At 31.1% G+C, this 21897-nt stretch carries 18 protein-coding genes and 1 pseudogene; 6 read left to right on the top strand and 13 right to left on the bottom strand.

Annotated features, from left to right (window positions below; genetic code table 11):
* Positions 1 to 167: 167 nt before the first annotated feature.
* From TERY_RS14705 to TERY_RS14670, 9 genes are all read right to left on the bottom strand, one after another.
* Positions 168 to 668 carry an Hsp20 family protein gene (locus TERY_RS14705; protein WP_011612559.1) on the bottom strand — a complete coding sequence of 167 codons (501 nt, stop codon included), beginning with the start codon at positions 666 to 668 and terminating at the stop codon, positions 168 to 170.
* Positions 669 to 836: 168 nt separating this feature from the next.
* Positions 837 to 1313 carry an Hsp20 family protein gene (locus TERY_RS14700; protein WP_011612558.1) on the bottom strand — a complete coding sequence of 159 codons (477 nt, stop codon included), beginning with the start codon at positions 1311 to 1313 and terminating at the stop codon, positions 837 to 839.
* Positions 1314 to 1657: 344 nt separating this feature from the next.
* Positions 1658 to 2005, bottom strand: a complete 348-nt coding sequence (locus TERY_RS26360) for a hypothetical protein (RefSeq protein ID WP_011612557.1) — start codon at positions 2003 to 2005, stop codon at positions 1658 to 1660.
* Between the two features lie 167 nt (positions 2006 to 2172).
* Positions 2173 to 2649 (bottom strand): Hsp20 family protein, encoded by a 477-nt coding sequence (locus TERY_RS14690; RefSeq protein ID WP_011612556.1) that lies wholly within the window; start codon positions 2647 to 2649, stop codon positions 2173 to 2175.
* 186 nt (positions 2650 to 2835) lie between these two features.
* Entirely contained in the window at positions 2836 to 2940 is a 105-nt protein-coding gene (locus TERY_RS37035; RefSeq protein ID WP_370497222.1) for an Hsp20 family protein, read from the bottom strand.
* 39 nt (positions 2941 to 2979) lie between these two features.
* Complete coding sequence (locus TERY_RS26355; protein WP_011612557.1) at positions 2980 to 3327, bottom strand: hypothetical protein; 348 nt, start codon at positions 3325 to 3327, stop codon at positions 2980 to 2982.
* 331 nt (positions 3328 to 3658) lie between these two features.
* Positions 3659 to 4006 carry a hypothetical protein gene (locus tag TERY_RS26350; protein WP_052845804.1) on the bottom strand — a complete coding sequence of 116 codons (348 nt, stop codon included), beginning with the start codon at positions 4004 to 4006 and terminating at the stop codon, positions 3659 to 3661.
* A gap of 330 nt (positions 4007 to 4336) precedes the next feature.
* On the bottom strand, positions 4337 to 4684 hold the full coding sequence (locus tag TERY_RS26345) for a hypothetical protein (protein ID WP_052845803.1): 348 nt from the start codon (positions 4682 to 4684) through the stop codon (positions 4337 to 4339).
* Positions 4685 to 5599: 915 nt separating this feature from the next.
* The gene (locus TERY_RS14670) at positions 5600 to 5977 is read right to left on the bottom strand and encodes a hypothetical protein (RefSeq protein WP_044136841.1); all 378 of its coding nucleotides are present in this window, start codon (positions 5975 to 5977) and stop codon (positions 5600 to 5602) included.
* A gap of 796 nt (positions 5978 to 6773) precedes the next feature.
* Here TERY_RS14670 and TERY_RS30775 point away from each other — a divergent pair.
* A protein-coding gene (locus TERY_RS30775; protein WP_076611779.1) for an IS630-like element ISTer1 family transposase occupies positions 6774 to 7620 on the top strand; the annotation gives its coding sequence in 2 pieces (ribosomal slippage) (positions 6774 to 7079 and positions 7081 to 7620; 846 coding nt in all).
* A 2206-nt stretch (positions 7621 to 9826) separates the two neighbouring features.
* On the opposite strand, the gene TERY_RS14655 is transcribed toward TERY_RS30775, so the two are convergent.
* Entirely contained in the window at positions 9827 to 10120 is a 294-nt protein-coding gene (locus tag TERY_RS14655) for a hypothetical protein (protein WP_011612555.1), read from the bottom strand.
* A gap of 178 nt (positions 10121 to 10298) precedes the next feature.
* Between TERY_RS14655 and TERY_RS14650 the strand changes: the two genes are divergently transcribed.
* The 4 genes from TERY_RS14650 to plsY all read left to right on the top strand — a co-directional run bounded on the left by TERY_RS14650 (position 10299) and on the right by plsY (position 14649).
* Complete coding sequence (locus TERY_RS14650; RefSeq protein WP_071820691.1) at positions 10299 to 11096, top strand: MlaE family lipid ABC transporter permease subunit; 798 nt, start codon at positions 10299 to 10301, stop codon at positions 11094 to 11096.
* 720 nt (positions 11097 to 11816) lie between these two features.
* On the top strand, positions 11817 to 12209 hold the full coding sequence (locus TERY_RS14645; protein WP_011612553.1) for a DUF3119 family protein: 393 nt from the start codon (positions 11817 to 11819) through the stop codon (positions 12207 to 12209).
* A 244-nt stretch (positions 12210 to 12453) separates the two neighbouring features.
* Positions 12454 to 13626 (top strand): DUF3086 domain-containing protein, encoded by a 1173-nt coding sequence (locus TERY_RS14640; RefSeq protein WP_011612552.1) that lies wholly within the window; start codon positions 12454 to 12456, stop codon positions 13624 to 13626.
* 336 nt (positions 13627 to 13962) lie between these two features.
* Complete coding sequence (plsY, locus tag TERY_RS14635; RefSeq protein WP_011612551.1) at positions 13963 to 14649, top strand: glycerol-3-phosphate 1-O-acyltransferase PlsY; 687 nt, start codon at positions 13963 to 13965, stop codon at positions 14647 to 14649.
* A gap of 101 nt (positions 14650 to 14750) precedes the next feature.
* On the opposite strand, the gene TERY_RS37030 is transcribed toward plsY, so the two are convergent.
* A complete protein-coding gene (locus tag TERY_RS37030) occupies positions 14751 to 14912 on the bottom strand; it encodes a VOC family protein (RefSeq protein ID WP_370497220.1) in 162 nt (53 codons plus the stop codon).
* Between the two features lie 171 nt (positions 14913 to 15083).
* On the opposite strand from TERY_RS37030, the pseudogene TERY_RS30765 reads away from it, so the two are divergent.
* A pseudogene (locus tag TERY_RS30765) lies at positions 15084 to 15905 on the top strand (IS1 family transposase); the annotation flags it as partial.
* A gap of 470 nt (positions 15906 to 16375) precedes the next feature.
* On the opposite strand, the gene TERY_RS14625 reads toward TERY_RS30765, so the two are convergent.
* Positions 16376 to 18577: an SdrD B-like domain-containing protein gene (locus TERY_RS14625; RefSeq protein WP_011612550.1), complete on the bottom strand. Its 2202-nt coding sequence runs from the start codon at positions 18575 to 18577 to the stop codon at positions 16376 to 16378.
* Between the two features lie 836 nt (positions 18578 to 19413).
* Positions 19414 to 20940, bottom strand: coding sequence for a tetratricopeptide repeat protein (locus TERY_RS14620; protein ID WP_011612549.1), 1527 nt, complete (start codon positions 20938 to 20940; stop codon positions 19414 to 19416).
* Positions 20941 to 21897: the final 957 nt, after the last annotated feature.

Genomic DNA, 21897 nt, shown 5'->3' with positions numbered 1-21897 from the left:
TCTTTGATTTTACCAAAAATAGTAGAAGTGAAAACCCCAGATGAGTTTTCTCCTTCTACTTTAGACTAGATTTAGTATTGAGTAAGAGAGGGAAACGAGAAACAAACTCAGGTAGTTTCCCTACTCTTTTTTTTTCAGTTCATTCCATCATTCTCAATGACTAATATTTAGCCAACATTGACCTTCACAACTTGATTTTTATCAGCTTCACTTTTAGGTAAATGTATATGCAAAATACCATCTTTATAGTCAGCCTTTACCAGGTTATTTTGAACTCTAACTGGTAGAGAAATTCTGCGTTGGAAAGCACCATAATGAAATTCAGAACGAACCAAATTTTGTTCTTGTGTTTCAGTTTCTTGACGACGTTTTCCTTTAATTTCTACTGCTTCAGCAGTCACTTGTACATCTAAATCTTTAACTTCTAAACCTGGTATTTCTAGCCTTAAATCAATAGCATCATTATTTTCGTGGATTTCGACTGCTGGAGTAAACATTATTTCTTTGACTTTACCATTTATAATAGAAGTAACTTTACCATTTACAGTAGAAGTGGAAACCTCAGATAAATAGTTGATTTCTTTTTTCAAGGAATTGATTTGCTCCACAGTAGGAAAACCCATCCAAGAATCTAGATCGCCGAGAACAGACAAATTTGCAATAGCCATTTTTAATTACCTCCGAAATTTATGTTTTATGTACGATTAATTTCTTATTTCTTTTTCTACTTTAGAGTAGATTATGTGTTGAGTAAGTGAGGGAAACGAGAAACAAACTCAGGTAGTTTCCCTACTCTTTTTTTTTCAGTTCATTCCATCATTCTCAATGACTAATATTTAGCCAACATTGACCTTCACAACTTGATTTTTATCAGCTTCACTTTTAGGTAAATGTATATGCAAAATACCATCTTTATAGTCAGCCTTTACCAGGTTATTTTGAACTCTAACTGGTAGAGAAATTCTGCGTTGGAAAGCACCATAATGAAATTCAGAACGAACCAAATTTTGTTCTTGTGTTTCAGTTTCTTGACGACGTTTTCCTTTAATTTCTAATGCTTCAGCAGTCACTTGTACATCTAAATCTTTAACTTCTAAACCTGGTATTTCCAGCCTTAAATCAATAGCATCATTATTTTCGTAGATTTCCACCGCTGGTGTAAATACTATTTCTTTAGCTTTACCATTTATAGCAGAAGTGAAAACCTCAGATAAACAATTCATTTCTTTTTTCAAGGAATTGTTTCTACGCACAAGAGGAAAAGTCATAAAAGAGTCTATATCGCCCACCATAGGAAAACTAACAATAGCCATATTTATTACCTCCGAAAATTTTGTTATATGTATGATTAATTTCTTCTTTCTCTTTTTACTTTAGAGTAAATTATGTGTTGAGTAAGTGAGGGAAACGAGAAACAAACTCAGGTAGTTTCCCTACTCTTTTTTTTTCAGTTCATTCCATCATTCTCAATGACTAATATTTAGCCAACATTGACTTTCATCACTTGATTTTATCAGCTTCACTTTTAGGTAAATATATATGCAAAATACCATCTTTAAATACCATCTTTATAGTCAGCTTTTACCTGGTCATTTTGAGCTCTAACTGGTAGAGAAATTCTTTGTTAGAAAACACCATAATGAAATTCATAACGAACTTAATCTTGTTCTTCTACTTCAGTATCTTGGCGATTTTTTCCTTTAATTTCTACTCTTTCAGCATTCACTTGTAGACCTAAACCTTGAAAGTCTAAACCTGGTATTTCCAGTCTTAAATCAATACCATTATTGTTTTCGTGGATTTCAACCTCTGGTGTAAACTCTATTTCTTGTACTTTACCATTTATAGTAGAAGTAACTTTACCATTGATAGTAGAAGTGGAAACCTCAGATAAACAATTTACTTCTTTTTTCAAGGAATTGATTTGATCCACAACTTGATCCACAATAGGAAAACCCATCCAAGAACCTATATTGCCGAGAACAGACAAATTTGCAATAGCCATTTTTAATTACCTCCGAAATTTATGTTTTATGTACGATTAATTTCTTATTTCTTTTTCTACTTTAGAGTAGATTATGTGTTGAGTAAGTGAGGGAAACGAGAAACAAACTCAGGTAGTTTCCCTACTCTTTTTTTTCAGTTCATTCCATCATTCTCAATGACTAATATTTAGCCAACATTGACCTTCACAACTTGATTTTTATCAGCTTCACTTTTAGGTAAATGTATATGCAAAATACCATCTTTATAGTCAGCCTTTACCAGGTTATTTTGAACTCTAACTGGTAGAGAAATTCTGCGTTGGAAAGCACCATAATGAAATTCAGAACGAACCAAGTCTTGTTCTTCCGTTTCAGTTTCTTGACGACGTTTTCCTTTAATTTCTACTGCTTCAGCAGTCACTTGTACATCTAAATCTTTAACTTCTAAACCTGGTATTTCCAGCCTTAAATCAATAGCATCATTATTTTCGTAGATTTCCACCGCTGGTGTAAATACTATTTCTTTAGCTTTACCATTTATAGCAGAAGTGAAAACCTCAGATAAACAATTCATTTCTTTTTTCAAGGAATTGTTTCTACGCACAAGAGGAAAAGTCATAAAAGAATCTATATCCCCCACCATAGGAAAACTAACAATAGCCATATTTATTACCTCCGAAAATTTTGTTCTATGTATGATTAATTTCTTCTTTCTCTTTTTACTTTAGAGTAAATTATGTGTTGAGTAAGTGAGGGAAACGAGAAACAAACTCAGGTAGTTTCCCTACTCTTTTTTTTCAGTTCATTCCATCTTTCTCAATGACTAATATTTAGCCAACATTGACTTTCATCACTTGATTTTATCAGCTTTACTTTTAGGTAAATATATATGCAAAATACCATCTTTATAGTCAGCCTTTACCTGGTCATTTTGAGCTCTAACTGGTAGAGAAATTCTTTGTTAGAAAGCACCATAATGAAATTCATAACGAACTTAATCTTGTTCTTCTACTTCAGTGTCTTGGCGATTTTTTCCTTTAATTTCTACTCTTTCAGCATTCACTTGTAGACCTAAACCTTGAAAGTCTAAACCTGGTATTTCCAGTCTTAAATCAATACCATTATTGTTTTCGTGGATTTCAACCTCTGGTGTAAACTCTATTTCTTGTACTTTACCATTTATAGTAGAAGTAACTTTACCATTGATAGTAGAAGTGGAAACCTCAGATAAACAATTTACTTCTTTTTTCAAGGAATTGATTTGATCCACAACTTGATCCACAATAGGAAAACCCATCCAAGAACCTATATTGCCGAGAACAGATAAATTTGCAATAGCCATCTTTAATTACCTCCGAAATTTATGTTTTATGTACGATTAATTTCTTATTTCTTTTTCTACTTTAGAGTAAATTATGTGTTGAGTAAGTGAGGGAAACGAGAAACAAACTCAGGTACTTTCCCTACTCTTTTTTTTCAGTTCATTCCATCATTCTCAATGACTAATATTTAGCCAACATTTACCTTCACAACTTGATTTTTATCAGCTTCACTTTTAGGTAAATGTATGTGCAAAAACCATCTTTATAGTCAGCCTTTATCTGGTCATTTTGAGCTCTAACTGGTAGAGAAATTCTTTGTTAGAAAGCACCATAATGAAATTCATAACGAACTTAATCTTGTTCTTCTACTTCAGTGTCTTGGCGATTTTTTCCTTTAATTTCTACTCTTTCAGCATTCACTTGTAGACCTAAACCTTGAAATTCTAAACCTGGTATTTCCAGTCTTAAATCAATACCATTATTGTTTTCGTGGATTTCAACCTCTGGTGTAAACTCTATTTCTTGTACTTTACCATTTATAGTAGAAGTAACTTTACCATTGATAGTAGAAGTGGAAACCTCAGATAAACAATTTACTTCTTTTTTCAAGGAATTGATTTGATCCACAACTTGATCCACAATAGGAAAACCCATCAAAGAACCTATATTGCCGAGAACAGAAAAATTTGCAATAGCCATCTTTATTACCTCCGAAATTTATGTTTTATGTACGATTAATTTCTTATTTCTTTTTCTACTTTAGAGTAAATTATGTGTTGAGTAAGTGAGGGAAACGAGAAACAAACTCAGGTACTTTCCCTACTCTTTTTTTTCAGTTCATTCCATCATTCTCAATGACTAATATTTAGCCAACATTTACCTTCACAACTTGATTTTTATCAGCTTCACTTTTAGGTAAATGTATGTGCAAAAACTATCTTTATAGTCAGCCTTTACCAGGTTATTTTGAACCCTAACTGGTAGAGAAATTCTGCGTTGGAAAGCACCATAATGAAATTCATAACGAACTTAATCTTGTTCTTCTACTTCAGTGTCTTGGCGATTTTTTCCTTTAATTTCTACTCTTTCAGCATTCACTTGTAGACCTAAACCTTGAAATTCTAAACCTGGTATTTCCAGTCTTAAATCAATACCATTATTGTTTTCGTGGATTTCAACCTCTGGTGTAAACTCTATTTCTTGTACTTTACCATTTATAGTAGAAGTAACTTTACCATTGATAGTAGAAGTGGAAACCTCAGATAAACAATTTACTTCTTTTTTCAAGGAATTGATTTGATCCACAACTTGATCCACAACGGGAAAACCCATCCAAGAACCTATATTGCCGAGAACAGAAAAATTTGCAATAGCCATCTTTATTACCTCCGAAATTTATGTTTTATGTACGATTAATTTCTTATTTCTTTTTCTACTTTAGAGTAAATTATGTGTTGAGTAAGTGAGGGAAACGAGAAACAAACTCAGGTACTTTCCCTACTCTTTTTTTTTTCAGTTCATTCCATCTTTCTCAATGACTAATATTTAGCTAATTAGCAGCGCAAATATCCAGCCAATAATTGATTGATTTTTTTGCCGGGATCAACTTCACGCACAACATAAAAATTCACAGTAGCTATTTACTACCTGCTAATACTAACTTTCAAAATGCCTACTATGACATGATTATAATACTTAACTTATTTATAAAATTCTTTTTTGAAATGCTATGATATGCTCAATTCATAACAGGGCAACAATATACTCCAAACTATTGTCGGACAAAGATTTAAATAATTCTACTTTTTTAGAAAATATTGATTTTTCGGTTAGTAATAATCATCGTCATTTCTAGAAAAGAAGTTAGTTAGCTTCGAGAACCAACCCCTTCTCCCCCCAATTTTAGTTGATTTTTATTTCAACTTTTCGGGCAGCCATTAGGGCAAATACATCTAATTTACTGATCTCTATATATAATGTCTTTAAAATTAAATTACCCCTAGTTTATTCACAATATGTGTTTGTCGTCTCAAACTTGAAAAATACATCCAATTTAGCTGCGGGTGTCGGCGAACTTCCCTCACCGACACCCTTGCTAATAATAATTATATTTTTGTGTTGTCATCGCCAATTTGAACCCTTTAATGTATCCTTAAAACCCTTATTTAACAATAACTTTCACTAATTATCAGCCCGTGAGGGATCAATACTCAATGAGATAAACCTCATCCAAAACTTAACCTGTACTTCCAAACATAAAGGAGCAACAAAACGAGAGATAATTACGAATTACTAATATCCCATAGTAATTGTTGTAAATTTCGTTTCATTCTGAGTACTACCCCTCCCAGTTGTGCTGGTTTTATCGAATACGTTCAAGGTTTTGTGTTTTTTTAACATACTAGTGTGTTGTTTCGTTTGTGACTGAGTTGGATTTTTTAGTTCGGGCGATAGTGCAGGATATTTGCTTATTTGTTCCTCAAGCATAGCCAATTTTTGTTTAGCCTTTTTAGTTCGCCTCTCTAGATCTCGTAGTTCCTTTTCTACATGCTCTTTTTTTGCAATAGTTTGATACATTGATAAATACATATGTGCATCAGAATTGTTGCCAGGTATACCCTTAGGTCTTGGTAAATTTTTATGGCTTAGTGAAGAGATATTTTGGTGCATAATTAATCAATTAGTTATTTTGTGAATATTTAGAAGATTTTTCTGAACAGAAGTCCAGAGAAAAACATTAGCAAAATTAATCCTGTTTTCTGCCATAATAAATAATTACTCCCTTCCCAGCGCAAGATTATAATTACTAGATCATTGCAGCATATACTTGCAGTAAAATTTTGATAGGCAATCTTATAATGTTACAGAAGTAGTCATTCCTTTTATTTTGTTCAATAGATTCATTTGCTATAAAGTTACTAGCCCTATTTATTTTCTGATAATGCTAATAACTCTCATGCCTATAGTTTTAATCCTAGTGGTCACTACTTTCACTCTGATCAGGTGACCCTATCGGTTGTCTGATTTGACTCTTATTTCAATTAACTGCTTTAGCAGTAGCTTGTATATCTAAATCTTTACTATCCAAACCGGTTATTTCCAGTTTTAAATTAATTCCATTGTTTTTTTCATAAATTTCAACTTCTGGTGTAAATGCTATTCCTTTGAATTCACGATTTATACTAGGAGCAAAAAACTCAAATAAATTATTTATTTCTTTCGGCTAGGAATTTATTTTAGGTGCAATATAAATATTAACAAGAGTCATATTTATAATCTCCTAAATTTATGTTTTAGATGTGATTTTATTTATTTTTGATGTTTCTACTTAAGTTAGTAGACTTTTTTTCTTCAACAAGTAATAAAAAAAGAAAAGATGCGATCATAACTGCCGTATTATTTCTTGAGTATAGCAGTCGAAGCAAAGATTAGGACATAATGCTCGAAAAATTATCTAGGAAAGATTATGCCTTCTCCTTATAGCTATGACTTAAGACAAAAAGTTATTAAGGCCATTGATGGTGGGATGAGTAAAACTCAAGTAAGTTCTATATTTAAGATTAGTCGTAATACCATCAATACTTGGTTACATAGAAGAAGAGAAACTGGGGATATAAAAGCAAAAACAGGTTATCAAAAAGGATATAATCCCAAAATACCAGACTTAGAACAATTCAGAAAATTTGCCCAGATTAATGGCAGTAAAACTCAAAAAGAAATGGCTGATGAATGGCCAGATAAGGTAAGCGATCGCACTATAAGTAAAGCCTTAAAAAAAATTGGTTATACAAGAAAAAAAAACTTACGGTTACAGAGAAAGAGATGAAGACAAAAGAAAGAAATTTCTGGCCAAAATTCGCGATAAAAGGCCGGAACAGCTAGTGTATATAGATGAATCAGGTATGGATAATAGAGAAGATTATGGTTATGGATGGAATGAATTGGGAAAAAGATATTACGATTTAAAGTCAGGAAAAAGAAGTCTAAGGGTAAGTATTGTAAGTGGTTTGTGTGAAGGAAAATTAGTTGCTCCATTAACATTTGAAGGCTCTTGTAACCGTGTAGTTTTTGAAAAATGGTTGAGAGAAAAATTGTTGCCACAATTAAAAACAGGACAATTAGTAATATTAGACAATGCAAGTTTTCATAAATCCCAAAAAGTTAGAGAATTAATAGAATCAGTGAATTGTGAGCTTGAATATTTACCACCATATTCTCCTGACTTAAATGAAATAGAACATTATTGGTTTCCAATTAAAAATCGAGTCAGAAAGTCAGAAGGAACAATAGAAAATTTTCGCATTGAGAGTTGATTATGCTGTTAAGTTAACGTCCTAACCTTTGCTTCGATTGCTATATAATCACATCTAATATTTAGCTAATTAAAGGAATCGAAATCATGAGCAACATAAAAAAATTAACAATATCTATAGTTATTACCTCCTCAATGTCTGTTTTATGTATAATTTAATTTGTTGTTTCTATTTCTATTTTATAGTAGATTTTGTTTTCAGTAAGTGAGGAAAACGTTAAAGATGCGATCGCAGTTGCCGTACTCTTTTTTTTTAATGTAATCACATCTTTATACAAGGCTATAATTTAGCAAATTAAATCATTTATTTATTTTTGTTAGGAATCAATTTCATGGGCAATATAAAAATCAACAATAGCTATATTTATTACCTCCTCAATTTATATTTTATGTGTCATTTAATTCTTTGTTTCTATTTCTATTTTATAGTAGATTTTGTCTTCAGTAAGTGAGGAAAATGGTAAAGATATGATCGCAGTTGCCGTACTCAAGTTTTTGTGATTAGGATAATATTCAAAAAATTCCCAGTTTGTACACCAAAAAGTATTTTGGATCACATTGAGTATATAAGCTATAAACATTAATGATCAAGTATTTACAGTGCGAGCCTCTTGCCAGTCACAGACATACATCACTGATGATGAAACACACTATAAGTCTTAGGAACTAAATTAAATTTTTTTCAAATTATCTTAATTGTAACTTAGGAGAAAGAATTATCGAATTCGGTTCCTCCCTTAAATGTGATCGTAATTACCGTGCATCTTTTGTTCTGTCATGTTATTTCAGTTCAAAATAGTTTTTGAGCTTATTAAAGTTCCTGTAGGTTTTTGTTGGAGAAGTTGTCAAGTTTTTTCTATTTTCCCACATATTTGTTCAAGAAAGGAATAGCGATCGCGACTAAAGCAAACTCTGCAAGGCTCCGTGAAAGAAAAATATTCCTAATTATTGGAATTATCTAAGCATTATACGAGAAGCGAGAAAGCTTCAGATAGAATAAAATCTTAAAATAAAGTGGGATAATTTCAACTATTAGCCTTTTAGTAATCGTCTCTTATAGCCCAAAGATTATTCATAATTTCTAAATATAGTGAACTAATAGCGAATTAATAATGAATTAATAGCGAACATATCACAAACTAATAGCAAACAAATAGCGAATTAAAATTATATAATCACAAAGGAAGAAGCAAAAATAGGAAGTTAAATATAGTAAGGAACAAAAAAGATATAGTCAAACAGTGGGTCAAAGAAAGCTTAAAAAACTTAAGATAGGTTGGAATAAAAATTTCTCAATGATGGGGAATAGATGTTAGGAAAGAAACGATCAAAAAAATTATCAAAAAATATAAATTAATAAAACTCCTGATTCCTGGGAAGTAGAAGTAAAAAAACCTAAATTATTAGAAATAAAAAAAATTCCCTACCAAAGAAAAGGGAGAAATTGACTTGAGATATTTAGAAAATAGTGGATTTGATTTTAGACCTTATGTTCGCTTTGCCGAAAAAAAAGGTAAAAATAACAACGAAAAGCTGTCAAATTCAAAGAATTAATATCTTGTTTGGGGTTAATGAATCCTACAAATAAATTATATTATGAAATTAACTACGGAATTATCAACAGTAAAATAGTCAGGAAATTTTGAGATTAATTTAGTGACAATTTGTCTAAACCTACAGTAGCAATTATGTTTTAAGGCTCAATTCTAAAGTATGATAATTTAATTAAAAAGCTATAGTAATGGGAGTCAATAAATTTCTATATTTTTGGGTTATCTACTTACTTAACTTAAACAAAACTTAATTGAGATTCTCAGGAAATTTATTAAATATGCATTGATTTAGTTTGATGCTTAAATGAGTGAGAATCAGCTAAGTTTACTTAATTATTTCAAAAAAGTGCTTAATAATTTCAACCTAAAATATGTAATTAACTTTATTTAGGCACTTAAAGAAAATAGTTGAGTAGCTTAGATAATAATGGTTTATTTGCTCCTATTTGATAATTTTATTGGCAGCAAGCCAGAGTATCATTCCAAATAACAAGTACACCAACAAATAGCTTTGCAACGTCGATGTCTTTGTACAAGATTCGGATAAATACTAAACTTAAATTAAGCTTTCATAATTATTATCTAAATTAATCATATGATAATATATTCATTACTACTTTAATCCATAAAAGGTCAAACTAAAAGATAGAGACTTTAGACCCATTTTTTCGGTGAATTTTGATAAAACACATAAGTATCAAACATAGCTCCTACTAAACTACAGGTAATAGCAATTACTAAACATCCTTGCCAAGGATGGCCACTGCCGAAAGTTGCTAATAATTCCCACATTTGGTCAATACCAGATTGACCAATTCCCTGTAAACTAGGAAGACGACTAATTAAAGTAAAGCTAACCCAGCTAACCCCAATTAAAATAATGGGAGTGATAAAGCTAAAAATAGTTGTTAATAGTAAAGAACGTAGGAAATTAGTTAAAATAGTCATAATAATTAACCACAAGTTCAGATGTAATTCAACTTCAGTAGCAAGTTAACTACATAAGCTAATTCGCTTATTATAGATAAATATCACTTAAAATCAGTAAATCTGTAAGAAAACTTAAATTTTGATCTAAAAATCTTGTTGAAGATTAGTAAATTTCTCGTAAATATTCTAGTTTATATTGAGTAAAATTTTTTTTAACTTTAGTTTAGGGTTGTGGGGACAACGAATGTTGGCAGCTACATATTTAGCTGGCCAAGTATTTGTCCATTTATTCCATGGCAAAATTTATCGTCGTAATACCATTGAGCAAATGGCGATCGTCGGTCCAGAATCTTTACTAATTGTCTTGCTGACAGCTAGTTTTGTCGGTATGGTATTTACTATTCAGGTTGCCAGGGAACTTGTAGCTTTTGGTACAGCTAATATGGTTGGAGGTATGTTGGCTCTAACTTTATCTAGGGAACTTGGTCCTGTTTTAACAGCAGTTGTTGTTGCGGGGCGAGTAGGTTCAGCATTTGCGGCAGAAATAGGCACGATGAAAGTGACAGAGCAAATAGATGCTCTATATATACTGAAAACAGATCCAGTAGATTATTTAGTTATTCCCAGAGTTATTGCTTGTGGTGTAATGATGCCAATCTTAACTTTATTGTGTTTGGTGGCTGCTATATTTGGTGGACTAATAATTGCAGTAAATCTATACGATATTCCCCAAAGCATGTATATTGATTCTGTCCGGAGTTTTTTAACTCTTTGGGATCTGTGCAGTGGATTAACTAAATCAGTTGTCTTTGGTGTTTTAATTGCTGTAATTGGTACAAGCTGGGGTTTAACTACTACTGGTGGGGCAAAAGGTGTGGGAAAATCTACAACTACGGCCGTTGTGACATCCTTAATATCTATCTTTATTTTTAATTTCTTTTTATCTTGGGCAATGTTCCAAGGTATGGGTGGGGCCATGAAGCAGGGCCTTTGAACTAGGGTTGGGTAGAATAGGAAAAAAATTTTATTCTGTCAATTGAACTATATTAATCTGGAATATACTATATAATACTCTGTGCTTTTGCTACGGGCTTCTGAAAAAAAAAATTGGACCATAATTGACTTTTGATTGAATAAAAAAAATTATAATCATTTTTTTATTATCATTTATTAGCTAAAGCATAGATTCAACTAATAAAACCAACCGCCGAAACAGTTTTTGGGTAAAATAAAGCATAATAAAGAGATAAAAATAGATAAAACATAGATAAAAAAACTTTTTTTAAGAGGGTGGTAAGATTCATTACCAAAAAAGTAATTGCAATTGTAGTTTTTGAAGTTTTAAAAATTAGGCTTTGTAAGTATTTGCTGTAATCTGATATTATCTATAATATAACAATAACCAATTATCTGCTTTATAATACTTGGATTAAAAAATAAATTGCACCCAAATAAAGAGCAAAAAGTTATGTTAGCTGAAATACTTTTAGTGTAGTTTTAGTTGTGAAATGAGGTTTGAATGCAGTCAACAACTTAGCAATGTCACCTCAGTTCGACCTCGTATGCTTGTAGAATAAAGATTGCATATACTTCCAGTTGAAGCACCGAATAGAAATAACTAATCACTCAAATATTATGTTTGACTGATTTTTGTAGATAACAAGAAACAGAAAATAAAAATAGATAATTATATTGAATTAATTAACATAAAACTATGACTACTATTTCTACCTCACAAGCAAAACAAGCTATTGAACTTGCCCCTAGTTATAAAATTCCTTTAGTCCTAATAATTGCTGCATTACCTTTGGCATTTATACAAAAATGGGTGAGTATAGCGATCGCTATATTGGGACTTTTTCTATTAATTCAAACAATAACTATCCGTCTGAAATTTACTGAGACAGCCTTAGAAGTATACCGTTCAGAGAAACTCTTACGAAACTTTCCTTATCAAGATTGGCTCAACTGGGAAATATTCTGGTCTCCTATTCCCATTCTATTCTATTTTAGGGAAATTAAAAGTATCCATTTTCTACCAATTATTTTTGATCCTAAAATGTTGCGAACTTGCCTAGAAAATAACTTTCCTTTAAATCAGGATTAACTGATGCCGCTACCCAGAAATCAAAATTAAAAAGTATTGTTGATGAGTATTACTTTAATAATTTTGTAATTTATCAGTTATTTTATTTGTCACAAACTGCACTAGCTAGAATATGTAAAGTTTGAGATTGGAAAAACAAAAGTTTTTCTGTGTTATTTCCACTTCATAAATTACTACAGCTTTTTTAGTCTAGCTATGGGAATTTTTTCTTTTTCAATAGTATAAATTTTTTATATTTTTTTTCATGATGTACCCAGACAAAATACAACCAAAAGAACCAAAAGAACCATTAACAAAAACTTCAGTGAATTCAGATAACTTAAATCAAATAATTCCTGAAGCTACCGACTTAGATGAAAAAATCAAGATTGAAACTCTTTCTACAGATTCTTCTAGTTTGACTGAGGACTCTACAACCGCGCCAGTTGATAAAAATGAAAAAGAATTAACAACAGTAGTTATTGATCGACTACAGCAACAACAAAACTTGAAAGAAGAAATAGCTACTTTACAAGAAATTAAGGCTAAATTACAACAAGAAGTGATAGCCCAAACTAAGGCTATAGGGAGTTTAGTCCCAGAAGCTTTAAGTCAGTTGGAGCAACATAAACAAACCTTGCAAATAGAGGTAGAAAAACTAGAGCATCGCAAAGAACGTATTGAAAAGGAGATGCGGACTACTTTTGCTGGCACTTCTCAGGATTTGGCAATTAGAATTAAGGGTTTTAAAGATTATTTGGTGGGAAGCTTGCAAGATTTGGCTGCTGCTGCCGAACAGTTAGAGTTAACTCCACAAAAAGAGGAGTATCCTACTCCTATAGTGGAAGATGTTCCTATATCTGTCAACAATTATGAAAATCCTAAATTTGCTGAAATGGGTTTTGAGGAACAAACTAGACAGATTCGCCAGATTATGGAGGAATATAGGAAGATGCCTGATTATTATGGTCTCCCTTGGAAATTACGGCGTACATTTGAGCCTATTCATGCAGAAAGAGTCTCAAATTGGTTTTTCTCTCAAGGTGGTCGTGGTTCCCTCCGAACTATGGGTAGTCGCTTACAAAATATTTTGGTGGCTTCGGCAATTGTTTCTATACTCAGAGATTTGTATGATACAAGGCTACGTCCTCTGATACTTGCTAATTCTCCTGAGCGTTTGGGAGAATGGCGTCGTGGTTTACAAGATTGTCTGGGAATTGACCGCCGTGATTTTAGCCCAGAGAGAGGTGTGGCTTTGTTTGAGGAATCGGAAGTATTGGCCCAAAAAGCAGATCGGTTGGTGAGGCAGGGCAAGTTACCAATAATTGTGATTGATGATACGGAAGATAAAATTAGTCTTTCTATGTTACAGTTTCCTCTATGGTTGGCCTTTGCTCCTGAGCTTAATTCTCAAAACTCAACCGATAAATTTTATTGAAGAAGAAAAAAGGAAAAAGTGGGCAGACATGAAATAAATTATTCTCTTTATTACCAATGCCTGGTTAATTTTTGAAATTACTAACACCAAAAAGTGTTGCATATTGAAAAATTATAATTTATTTTTTAACTATGTCATTAATTGAGGAAAGATTTATCCAAAAATATCTAACATTGATTGCTTCTATTATAGCACTACCTATGTAGAGTAGGGACATTGATAAATCATATTTCCGGATCATTTAAAGTCCGAAAAACTCACTTCATTAATTATTTTTGAATACATGACTTTTGACTGGTGCGTAGCGCCATGCTAATTTTTTAAAGGAATAAGTTAATGATTAATTGGTTAGTACTAAATGCAGTAATATTAATTGTTGCCTATCTATTGGGTGCTACTCCTAGTGGTTATTGGATAGGTTCTTGGTTTTATGGTGTTGACATTCGTGAACAGGGTTCTGGTTCCACAGGCGCAACTAATGTATTAAGAACTTTGGGAAATGTGCCTGCTTTAGTTGTATTGGTTATTGATATTTTTAAGGGTGCATTAGCGATCGCTTTGGTTCGCTATATTTACTCTCTGGTGTTTGCTCAAAACCTAACTATTATTGCTGGAGTAACTGATATTGATACAGCAAAAGAATGGATGGTTATAATAGCCGGATTAATTGCTATAGTAGGTCATACTAAATCTATTTGGATTGGTTTTAAAGGAGGCAAGTCTGTTGCTTCTAGTCTGGGTATTTTATTAGCAATCTCTTGGGTTGTTGGTTTAGGAACACTTTCTGTATTTATTGTTGTTCTTACTATTAGTCGTATTGTTTCTTTGAGTTCTATTATAGCTGCTATTTCTGTTTCTGGTTTGATGTTTTTCACAGGTCAACCACTTCCTTATCAGATATTTGCTATTACTGGTGGTATATATGTGATTTGGCGTCACATTAGCAATATTGAACGACTTTTAGCTTGTAAAGAACCTCGAATTGGGCAAAAATTATCGACAGAACAAAAGATGAATAAGTAGGAAATAAAACTACTCAAAAAACTATCTCAATTTTAGTCTTAGCTACTTCCTATTTACTACCTTTACTTTAAATAATAATCATCAAACTACTAATTAAAATATTAAATTTTATAAATTGCTAAGGGTAATTTATCTGGATCTAGAAAGAAAGTAAAACATTTGCCAGTTATTTCGTCAGTTCTAATATTTTCTACTTCTATACCGTGATATTTAAAATAATCAACAGACTCATCAATATTATCTACTTCTAAATCTAAATTTATTAGACCACAAGCTTATGGCTGAGTCAATCTTCTTGGTTAGTTAGGAAATGAAAATAACTCTATCTGATTGCCATTACCCATACACAAATCTAATTTATAAGAATTACGGTTAGTGCATCAAGAAATTTTGGGAATGGTAATATAATCGTTGTCCTTAAATACTTTCTATAATGTACTCTATGTCCCCATCAGAAAACTCATAAAAATGGAAAGACCAGTAATGTTGTCAACAATATTATTGTCCTGAATGCCTACAAACTTTTACCGATACTTTTGACACTCTCTACTATTGTAGAACAATTCAACCTGAACAAATACGAATGGTTCTAGAGGCTCACGTTGAGGGCAGTAGTTTAAGAGGGATTAGTCGAACAGTGAATTTGGCCGATAATACGATAGTTAGTTTGGTGAGAGCTCCCTCTGAAAAAGAACAAATAGATTCATAATGCTCATCTCCAGAATATCAATACCTCACAAATCAACAGTGATGAGTTTTGGTCACTCATCCAAAAAAACAAAAACAGTGCCAGTATCAGGAATTGAGAGAAGGGAATTCTTGGGTTGGCAAGCCCCTAGGCTTCATCCAGTAGATTAATTCTGAGTGCTAGAGTAAGTAAACATACTGACCAGTTCATTGAGGAATTGGTCGTCAACACAGAAGGGAAAACTAGCTGTAAAAAATGGCTAACTGATGATTGGAGGGTATGAACGAGTATTGCCCTGTAATAGAACACATTATTGGTAAAAACCATTGCCCTGTAATTGGAAGGCACAAATGGAATTATCAGACAGCAGCTCGGTCGATGGCATCGCCGAGAGAATAAATTTGGCAAGCTCTGGCAACAAACTGAGGTAACAGTAAGGTTGGCGAGGGCCTACTTTATTTGATTTGGGTTCATAGTCCCAAAGAAAATACTGCTAGGCAAAGAGCTGAGGAACGCGATCGCTCCTTGGAGTGGGAACGACTTAATTACTTATCCCACACTTTACTGAGGCACTACCTTGTTGTCTTTACTTTATTCCCCAAACTGTAAAGTAGACAAAAAAATTTGCATAGCAGTTAGAGCTAATGAAACAATATTTTAACCTATCACTAAACCACTATCTTTTACCCTAAATTGAGGCTATGTTTTTTTCAATTTCTACAGATAAACCACATTTTTTTTATGAGATTAGCGAGTTATTTCAAATAAAAAATAATCTTTTCCTGTAAAATCTATCTCTAGATTAACATAAGCTTTCATAGTAATATTATTTCGTCAAATAGATAAAGAATAGTACTAATACTAATTCATTTTATAGTACTATTATAATACAATAATACCATAGTTAATCTTTAGAAATACTATGGTATTATTATAACATATACTAGTACTAAATAATTTTAAATATAAATGCAGTATCATAGAACTTTATCTAAAATTATTTAGGATTTATATCGAACTTTATGTTGTCAAACTATTTTAAATAAATTCATTAAAGTTGCCAATATTAATATCATTAATATTACTGCCAGGAGTTACATTAACAACTGGATCAGTAGTAGTTTGAGAGAAACCAATTTTTTGCACTTCTCGTATTATATAAACATTGGGAGGTAAATCTTTAAATGAATAGAAGCCAAATTCATCAGTTATAGTTGCAGGTTCCCCAAAATCTAAGAGACTATTGTCATTCAAATCTAGATATAAGGTAAAGTTACCTAAACCATTTTCTCCAGGGTTTAATATCCCATCTGTATTTTTATCATTAAATTTAATGCCATTAATTTCACCTCGATTACTTACATTCCCAATATTGATATTTCTAATGTTACTTCCTGGAGTAATATTAACAATTGGGTCGGGAGTAGTTTGGTCAAGATCTATCACTTGATCGTCCCTAATTATATAAGTATTTGGCGGTAAATCTTGGAAAGAATATTCACCATTAACATCAGTAATAGTCTGAGGTTCTCCCTCATCCAATAATTCATTTTTATTCAGGTCTAAATATAAAGTAATATTGGCTAAACCTGATTCTCCAGGGTCCAATATTCCATTAGTATTCGTATCATTAAATTTCGTACCACTAATTTCACCTCGATTATTTACATTACCAATATTAATATTTGTAATGTTACTACCTGGAGTGACATTCACGACAGGTTCGGGAGTAGTTTTAGCAAAACCTGGAGGAGAAATTTCTCTCAAAATATAAGTATTAGAAGGTAAATCTTGGAAAGAATATTCACCATTAACATCAGTAATAGTAGAAGGTTCTTCCTCATCCAAGAATCCATTTTGATTTAGGTCTAAATATAAAGCAATATCTGCTAAACCTAATTCTCCAGGGTCAAACATTCCATTAGTATTTGTGTCATTAAATTTCGTACCACTAATTTTACCTCGATTATTTACATTACCAATATTGATATTTCTAATGTTACTTCCTGGAGTAACATTAATAATAGGGTCGGGAGTAGTTTGGATAAAATCTGATACTTGATTTTCCCTAATTATATAGGTATTAACAGGTAAATTTTGGAAAGAATATTCACCATTAACATTAGTCATAGTGGAAGGTTCTTCCCCATCTAATAATCCATTTTTATTCAGATCTAAATATAGAGTAATATTTTGTAAACCTAATTCTCCAGGGTCAAATATTCCATTAGTATTCGTATCATTAAATTTAATGCCACTAATGCTACCTTGGTTATTTACACTCCCAATATTAGCTATTAAATTACTTCCCGGAGTTACATTTAAAATTGATTTGGGAGTAGTTGAAATAAAATTTGTTGGAGAAATGTCTCGTAATATATAAGTATTAGGCGGTAGATCTTGAAAAGAATATTCACCATTAACACCAGTAATAGTGGCAGGTTCTCTCTCATCCAAAAATCCATTTTGATTTAGGTCTAAATATAAAGTAATATCTTGTAAACCAAATTCTCCAGGGTCAAATTTTCCATTGGAATTAATATCATTAAATTTAGTACCACTAATTTGACCACGGTTACTTACACTCCCAATATTAGCTATTAGATTACTGTTAGGGGTTAAATTTAAAATTGGGTCGGGAGTAGTTGGGGTAAAACCTGTTGGAGAAATTTCTCGCAATATATAAGTATTAGGAGGTAAATTTTGGAAAGAATATTCACCATTAACATCAGTAATAGTGACAGGTTCTCCGTTGTCTAAGAATTGATTTTGATTTAGGTCTAAATATAAAGTAATATCTTGTAAACCAAATTCTCCAGAGTCAAATTTTCCATTGGAATTAATATCATTAAATTTAGCACCGCTAATTTGACCACGGTTGCTTACATTCCCAACATTTACTATTAGATTACTTCCTGGAATTACATTTAAAATTGGGTCGGGAGTAGTTGAAGCAAAACCTATTGGAGAAATTTCTCGCAATATATAAGTATTAGGAGGTAAATTTCGGAAAGAATATTCACCATTAACACCAGTAATAGTGGCAGGTTCTCCCTCATCTAAAAATTTATTTTGATTCAGGTCTAAGTATAAAGTAATATCTCGTAAACCTAATTCTCCAGGGTCTAATATTGCATTGAAATTAATATCATTAAATTTAGCACCACTAATTTGACCAGGGTTACTTAGATTATGAATATTACTTGTAGAATTCAACTGAGATGATCTGGATATCGTCATATATTACTCCTTTTGCTATATAAAAACTAATATTTTTGAATTGTCGATATTAAATGTATTACAAAATATCAAAAATAAGATGGGAAATAATAAGTAAGATATGGCAAGAAAACACAATTATTAATTAGCAGAAAATACCCCTAAAATATTAACTAAAGTATAGCTATTATTTTATTTATAAGTACAGATATAAATACCTTACCTTTGCTCTTAGCAATTGAGATAAATTAATCCTATTAATTCCTAGGTTAATATTTTGTTAAAAAATATTCTCTGCTCTGATTCTGCTGTGTAGTTAACAATCTTTAATATTGAGGAAAACATTTTTGTTTGTTGTGTCAAGTTAAGAAAAATTTTGTTTACTAGTTATACTTTAATATTCTGAACTATTTTAATAAATCCGGATAGATAACTCAGTTTTACGACTAATGCCATTAATTAAACAGCCGAAAGCTGACTATCAATAGCTGAATGCTTAATTCAACAATCAAATGAGCTCCAAAAAACTTGTCATAACATTCCCGATTTTTGTGGGGTTAATCTGTAGAATATGCCGACATTTATGGTCTAGATGTTCCCGTTAATTTTAACTAATAAAAAATACAGTATAATGTTTTTTTATGTTCAATAATATAACGACTGGAGCGACAAACTAAAATAGTAAAATAAGGCTTTGTTGAGTCTTAGAACAAAATCCAACCTACTTTTATCATTGTTGGATTTTATTTCCTTCTTATAGGCCTTATATTTTTAGACGTGTCACTCCATTACTAAAATGTTAATAATTGAATACTTACCATTTGTGATTTCCTATTTCCTATTCATTTATATGTTAATTACCACAATAAGTTAGGTTGTTTACGAGAAGGATAATTTATTATTTCAACCTTTCCTTTATTTGGTATCGGCTTAATAGGAGCCGATGGTAAACTATGTTTCTCCAGAATATTTAAAAAAGTCAAAAATTCTGGATCATTAGGCTTAAGTTTTACTGCTTTTTGAGCAACCTCTCTAGCTTTTTCATAGTTTCCTAAACGATAAAAAGCTTCCCCTTTTCCTATCCAAGCATAAGCAAAATTAGGCTTTAATTCAATTGCCCTGTTATAGGCAGCGATCGCTTCTTTATATTCCTGAAAATGTGTTGTTAAAATATTACCTCTCAGATACCAAACAGCAAAATCATTTGGCTTATATCTAATTACTTGATTAAAAGATATTAATGCCTCATAATGTCGATTTAAATAAGCAAATAAAGCTCCTTTATCTCGCCAAGCTAAATAAAAGTCTGGTTTGATTTTTACTGTCTTTTTATAACAATCTATTGCTGTATCATACCTACCTAAAGCAGACAATACATTTGCCTTCCCATACCAAGCTGGATAGAAATTTTTCCTGATTTTTATTGAGCGTTCAAAAGCTACTAATGCTTCTTCAAATTTATCTAAACGATATAAATAATTCCCATGATTTGCCCATGCTACTGCACTAGAAATATCTCTTGTTTCTGGAACTTTTAAATAAGCTTCTATAGAAAAAGCTTCTTTTTGAGTTAGTGGTGGTGGCGATGAATATTCCAATTGAAAATTTAATCCCATATTTAACTTATCTGCCAATTTCAAAAAAATATTAATAGGAATACCATAGCTAAAACCAATACTCACCCTTTCCACTGAATTAGACTCTTCATCATAAATTTTTGTACCTTCAGAGGCACCATGAATTCCAATCACTCTTCCTTGAGTATCTAAAACAGGTGCACCACTCAAACCTACCTTAGTAATATTATTATAAAACAGTTCATAACCATTAGAAATAGGATCCTTAATAAAGGCTAATTCATAATCTTTATTAATTAATAATCCCGGACTAAATAAATGTTCTTTTTCATCAAAAGGTAATCTTGAATCAGGCCAACCAGACACAAAAACATGACGAAATTCTGCTTGATAATTATAATCAGCTAAAGTAGCAACTTGATAATTTTTACTACTCCGAAACTCTACAACTGCTAAATCAACTCCTGGCAATTTAATTATTTTTTGATAATCAACTTCATATCTTTCTCCATCCTTGGTAAAAATTGCATATTCATCTTGAGTTTCGACGACGTGGTTCGCAGTTAAAACATAATAAGTGTCTTTTTTTCTAGAAATAATTACTCCAGAAGCAGGATTTATAGCATCAATTAATACTGTAAATTCTGTAGAGATTTGGTTAATTTTATCCGCCATTAAGGCTATAGCAGCAGGTTGTTTGAAAAATATTAATGTAGGAGAAATAAGTAATAAGGAAAAACTAATAAGTAATTGTTTAATTGGGAATAAAAAAAATATTAAATCCCATAATTTTTTTTGAAATCTCATATTTTTATTTGAATAAATATAAATGTATAAGCTAAATTAATTACATATTTTGTTCCGTGCTTTACTAAGCACTTTTTTGAAATATTGAAGTAAGGTTAGTGGTGCATTATAATTGTCGTGAATTGTCCGCTAATATTTGCTCTTAAGAGCACTGGGAGTATTTTTATCCTGTGTGTTTTATTCTTTGTATACCTTCTATCAGGACTATAAAGTAAGCTATTTCAGTTATCAATTAACTCTACTTTAATCCATTTAGATTTAGTAAATTTGCATAATATTTCTATATTATATTTCTCTTCTGTTTGCTTTTAGTGAATAGGCAGTTAACCCACATATTTCTATATTTTTTTTAGTTTTATTATTCAAATTTATTTAGTAAATTTTTATTAGTATGAATCGACGCTTGCTCAAAAATAACTACGGCTTAATGAGACAATTTATGAATGTTTTTTTCAATAAATAACACTACTTTAATCTTCATATTGACATTTAATATAGACATCAAATAATTAGCTGTAAATTAATTTGCCAATAAAAATTACTACTTTAATTTTACGGTTTTTACTAGTTTTTTTATACATTTTTACGCAATAAATAAGAAAAATATAGTAAAGCAAATCTAATTTCCTATAAAAAATTAAATTGAATCAATTTATCTTTTTTATCTTTAATTTGGAGTGCTTATAGCCTCATTTTTTTTACTTATAGCTATGATTTATTAGAGCTTTTACTTATTTAAATTTTGATACATTCAATCTCATGATTAACTTTTTATAATTAATTTTATTGAATATTTTTTAATATTAAATCCCCATTTTTTTTGTTTGAATTTTAATTTTATTTAGTGCTTTTAATTAAAAAAAAAACTAACATTTAATTTTTTTTATGATTTTTATTTTTATTTTTTGTATCTTAATCTTTGATGATATAGTCCTAATATTGCTAGATATTGACATG

The organism is Trichodesmium erythraeum IMS101 (assembly GCF_000014265.1).
Taxonomy (GTDB): domain Bacteria; phylum Cyanobacteriota; class Cyanobacteriia; order Cyanobacteriales; family Microcoleaceae; genus Trichodesmium; species Trichodesmium erythraeum.
This window is presented reverse-complemented; position numbering and strand designations above follow the sequence as displayed.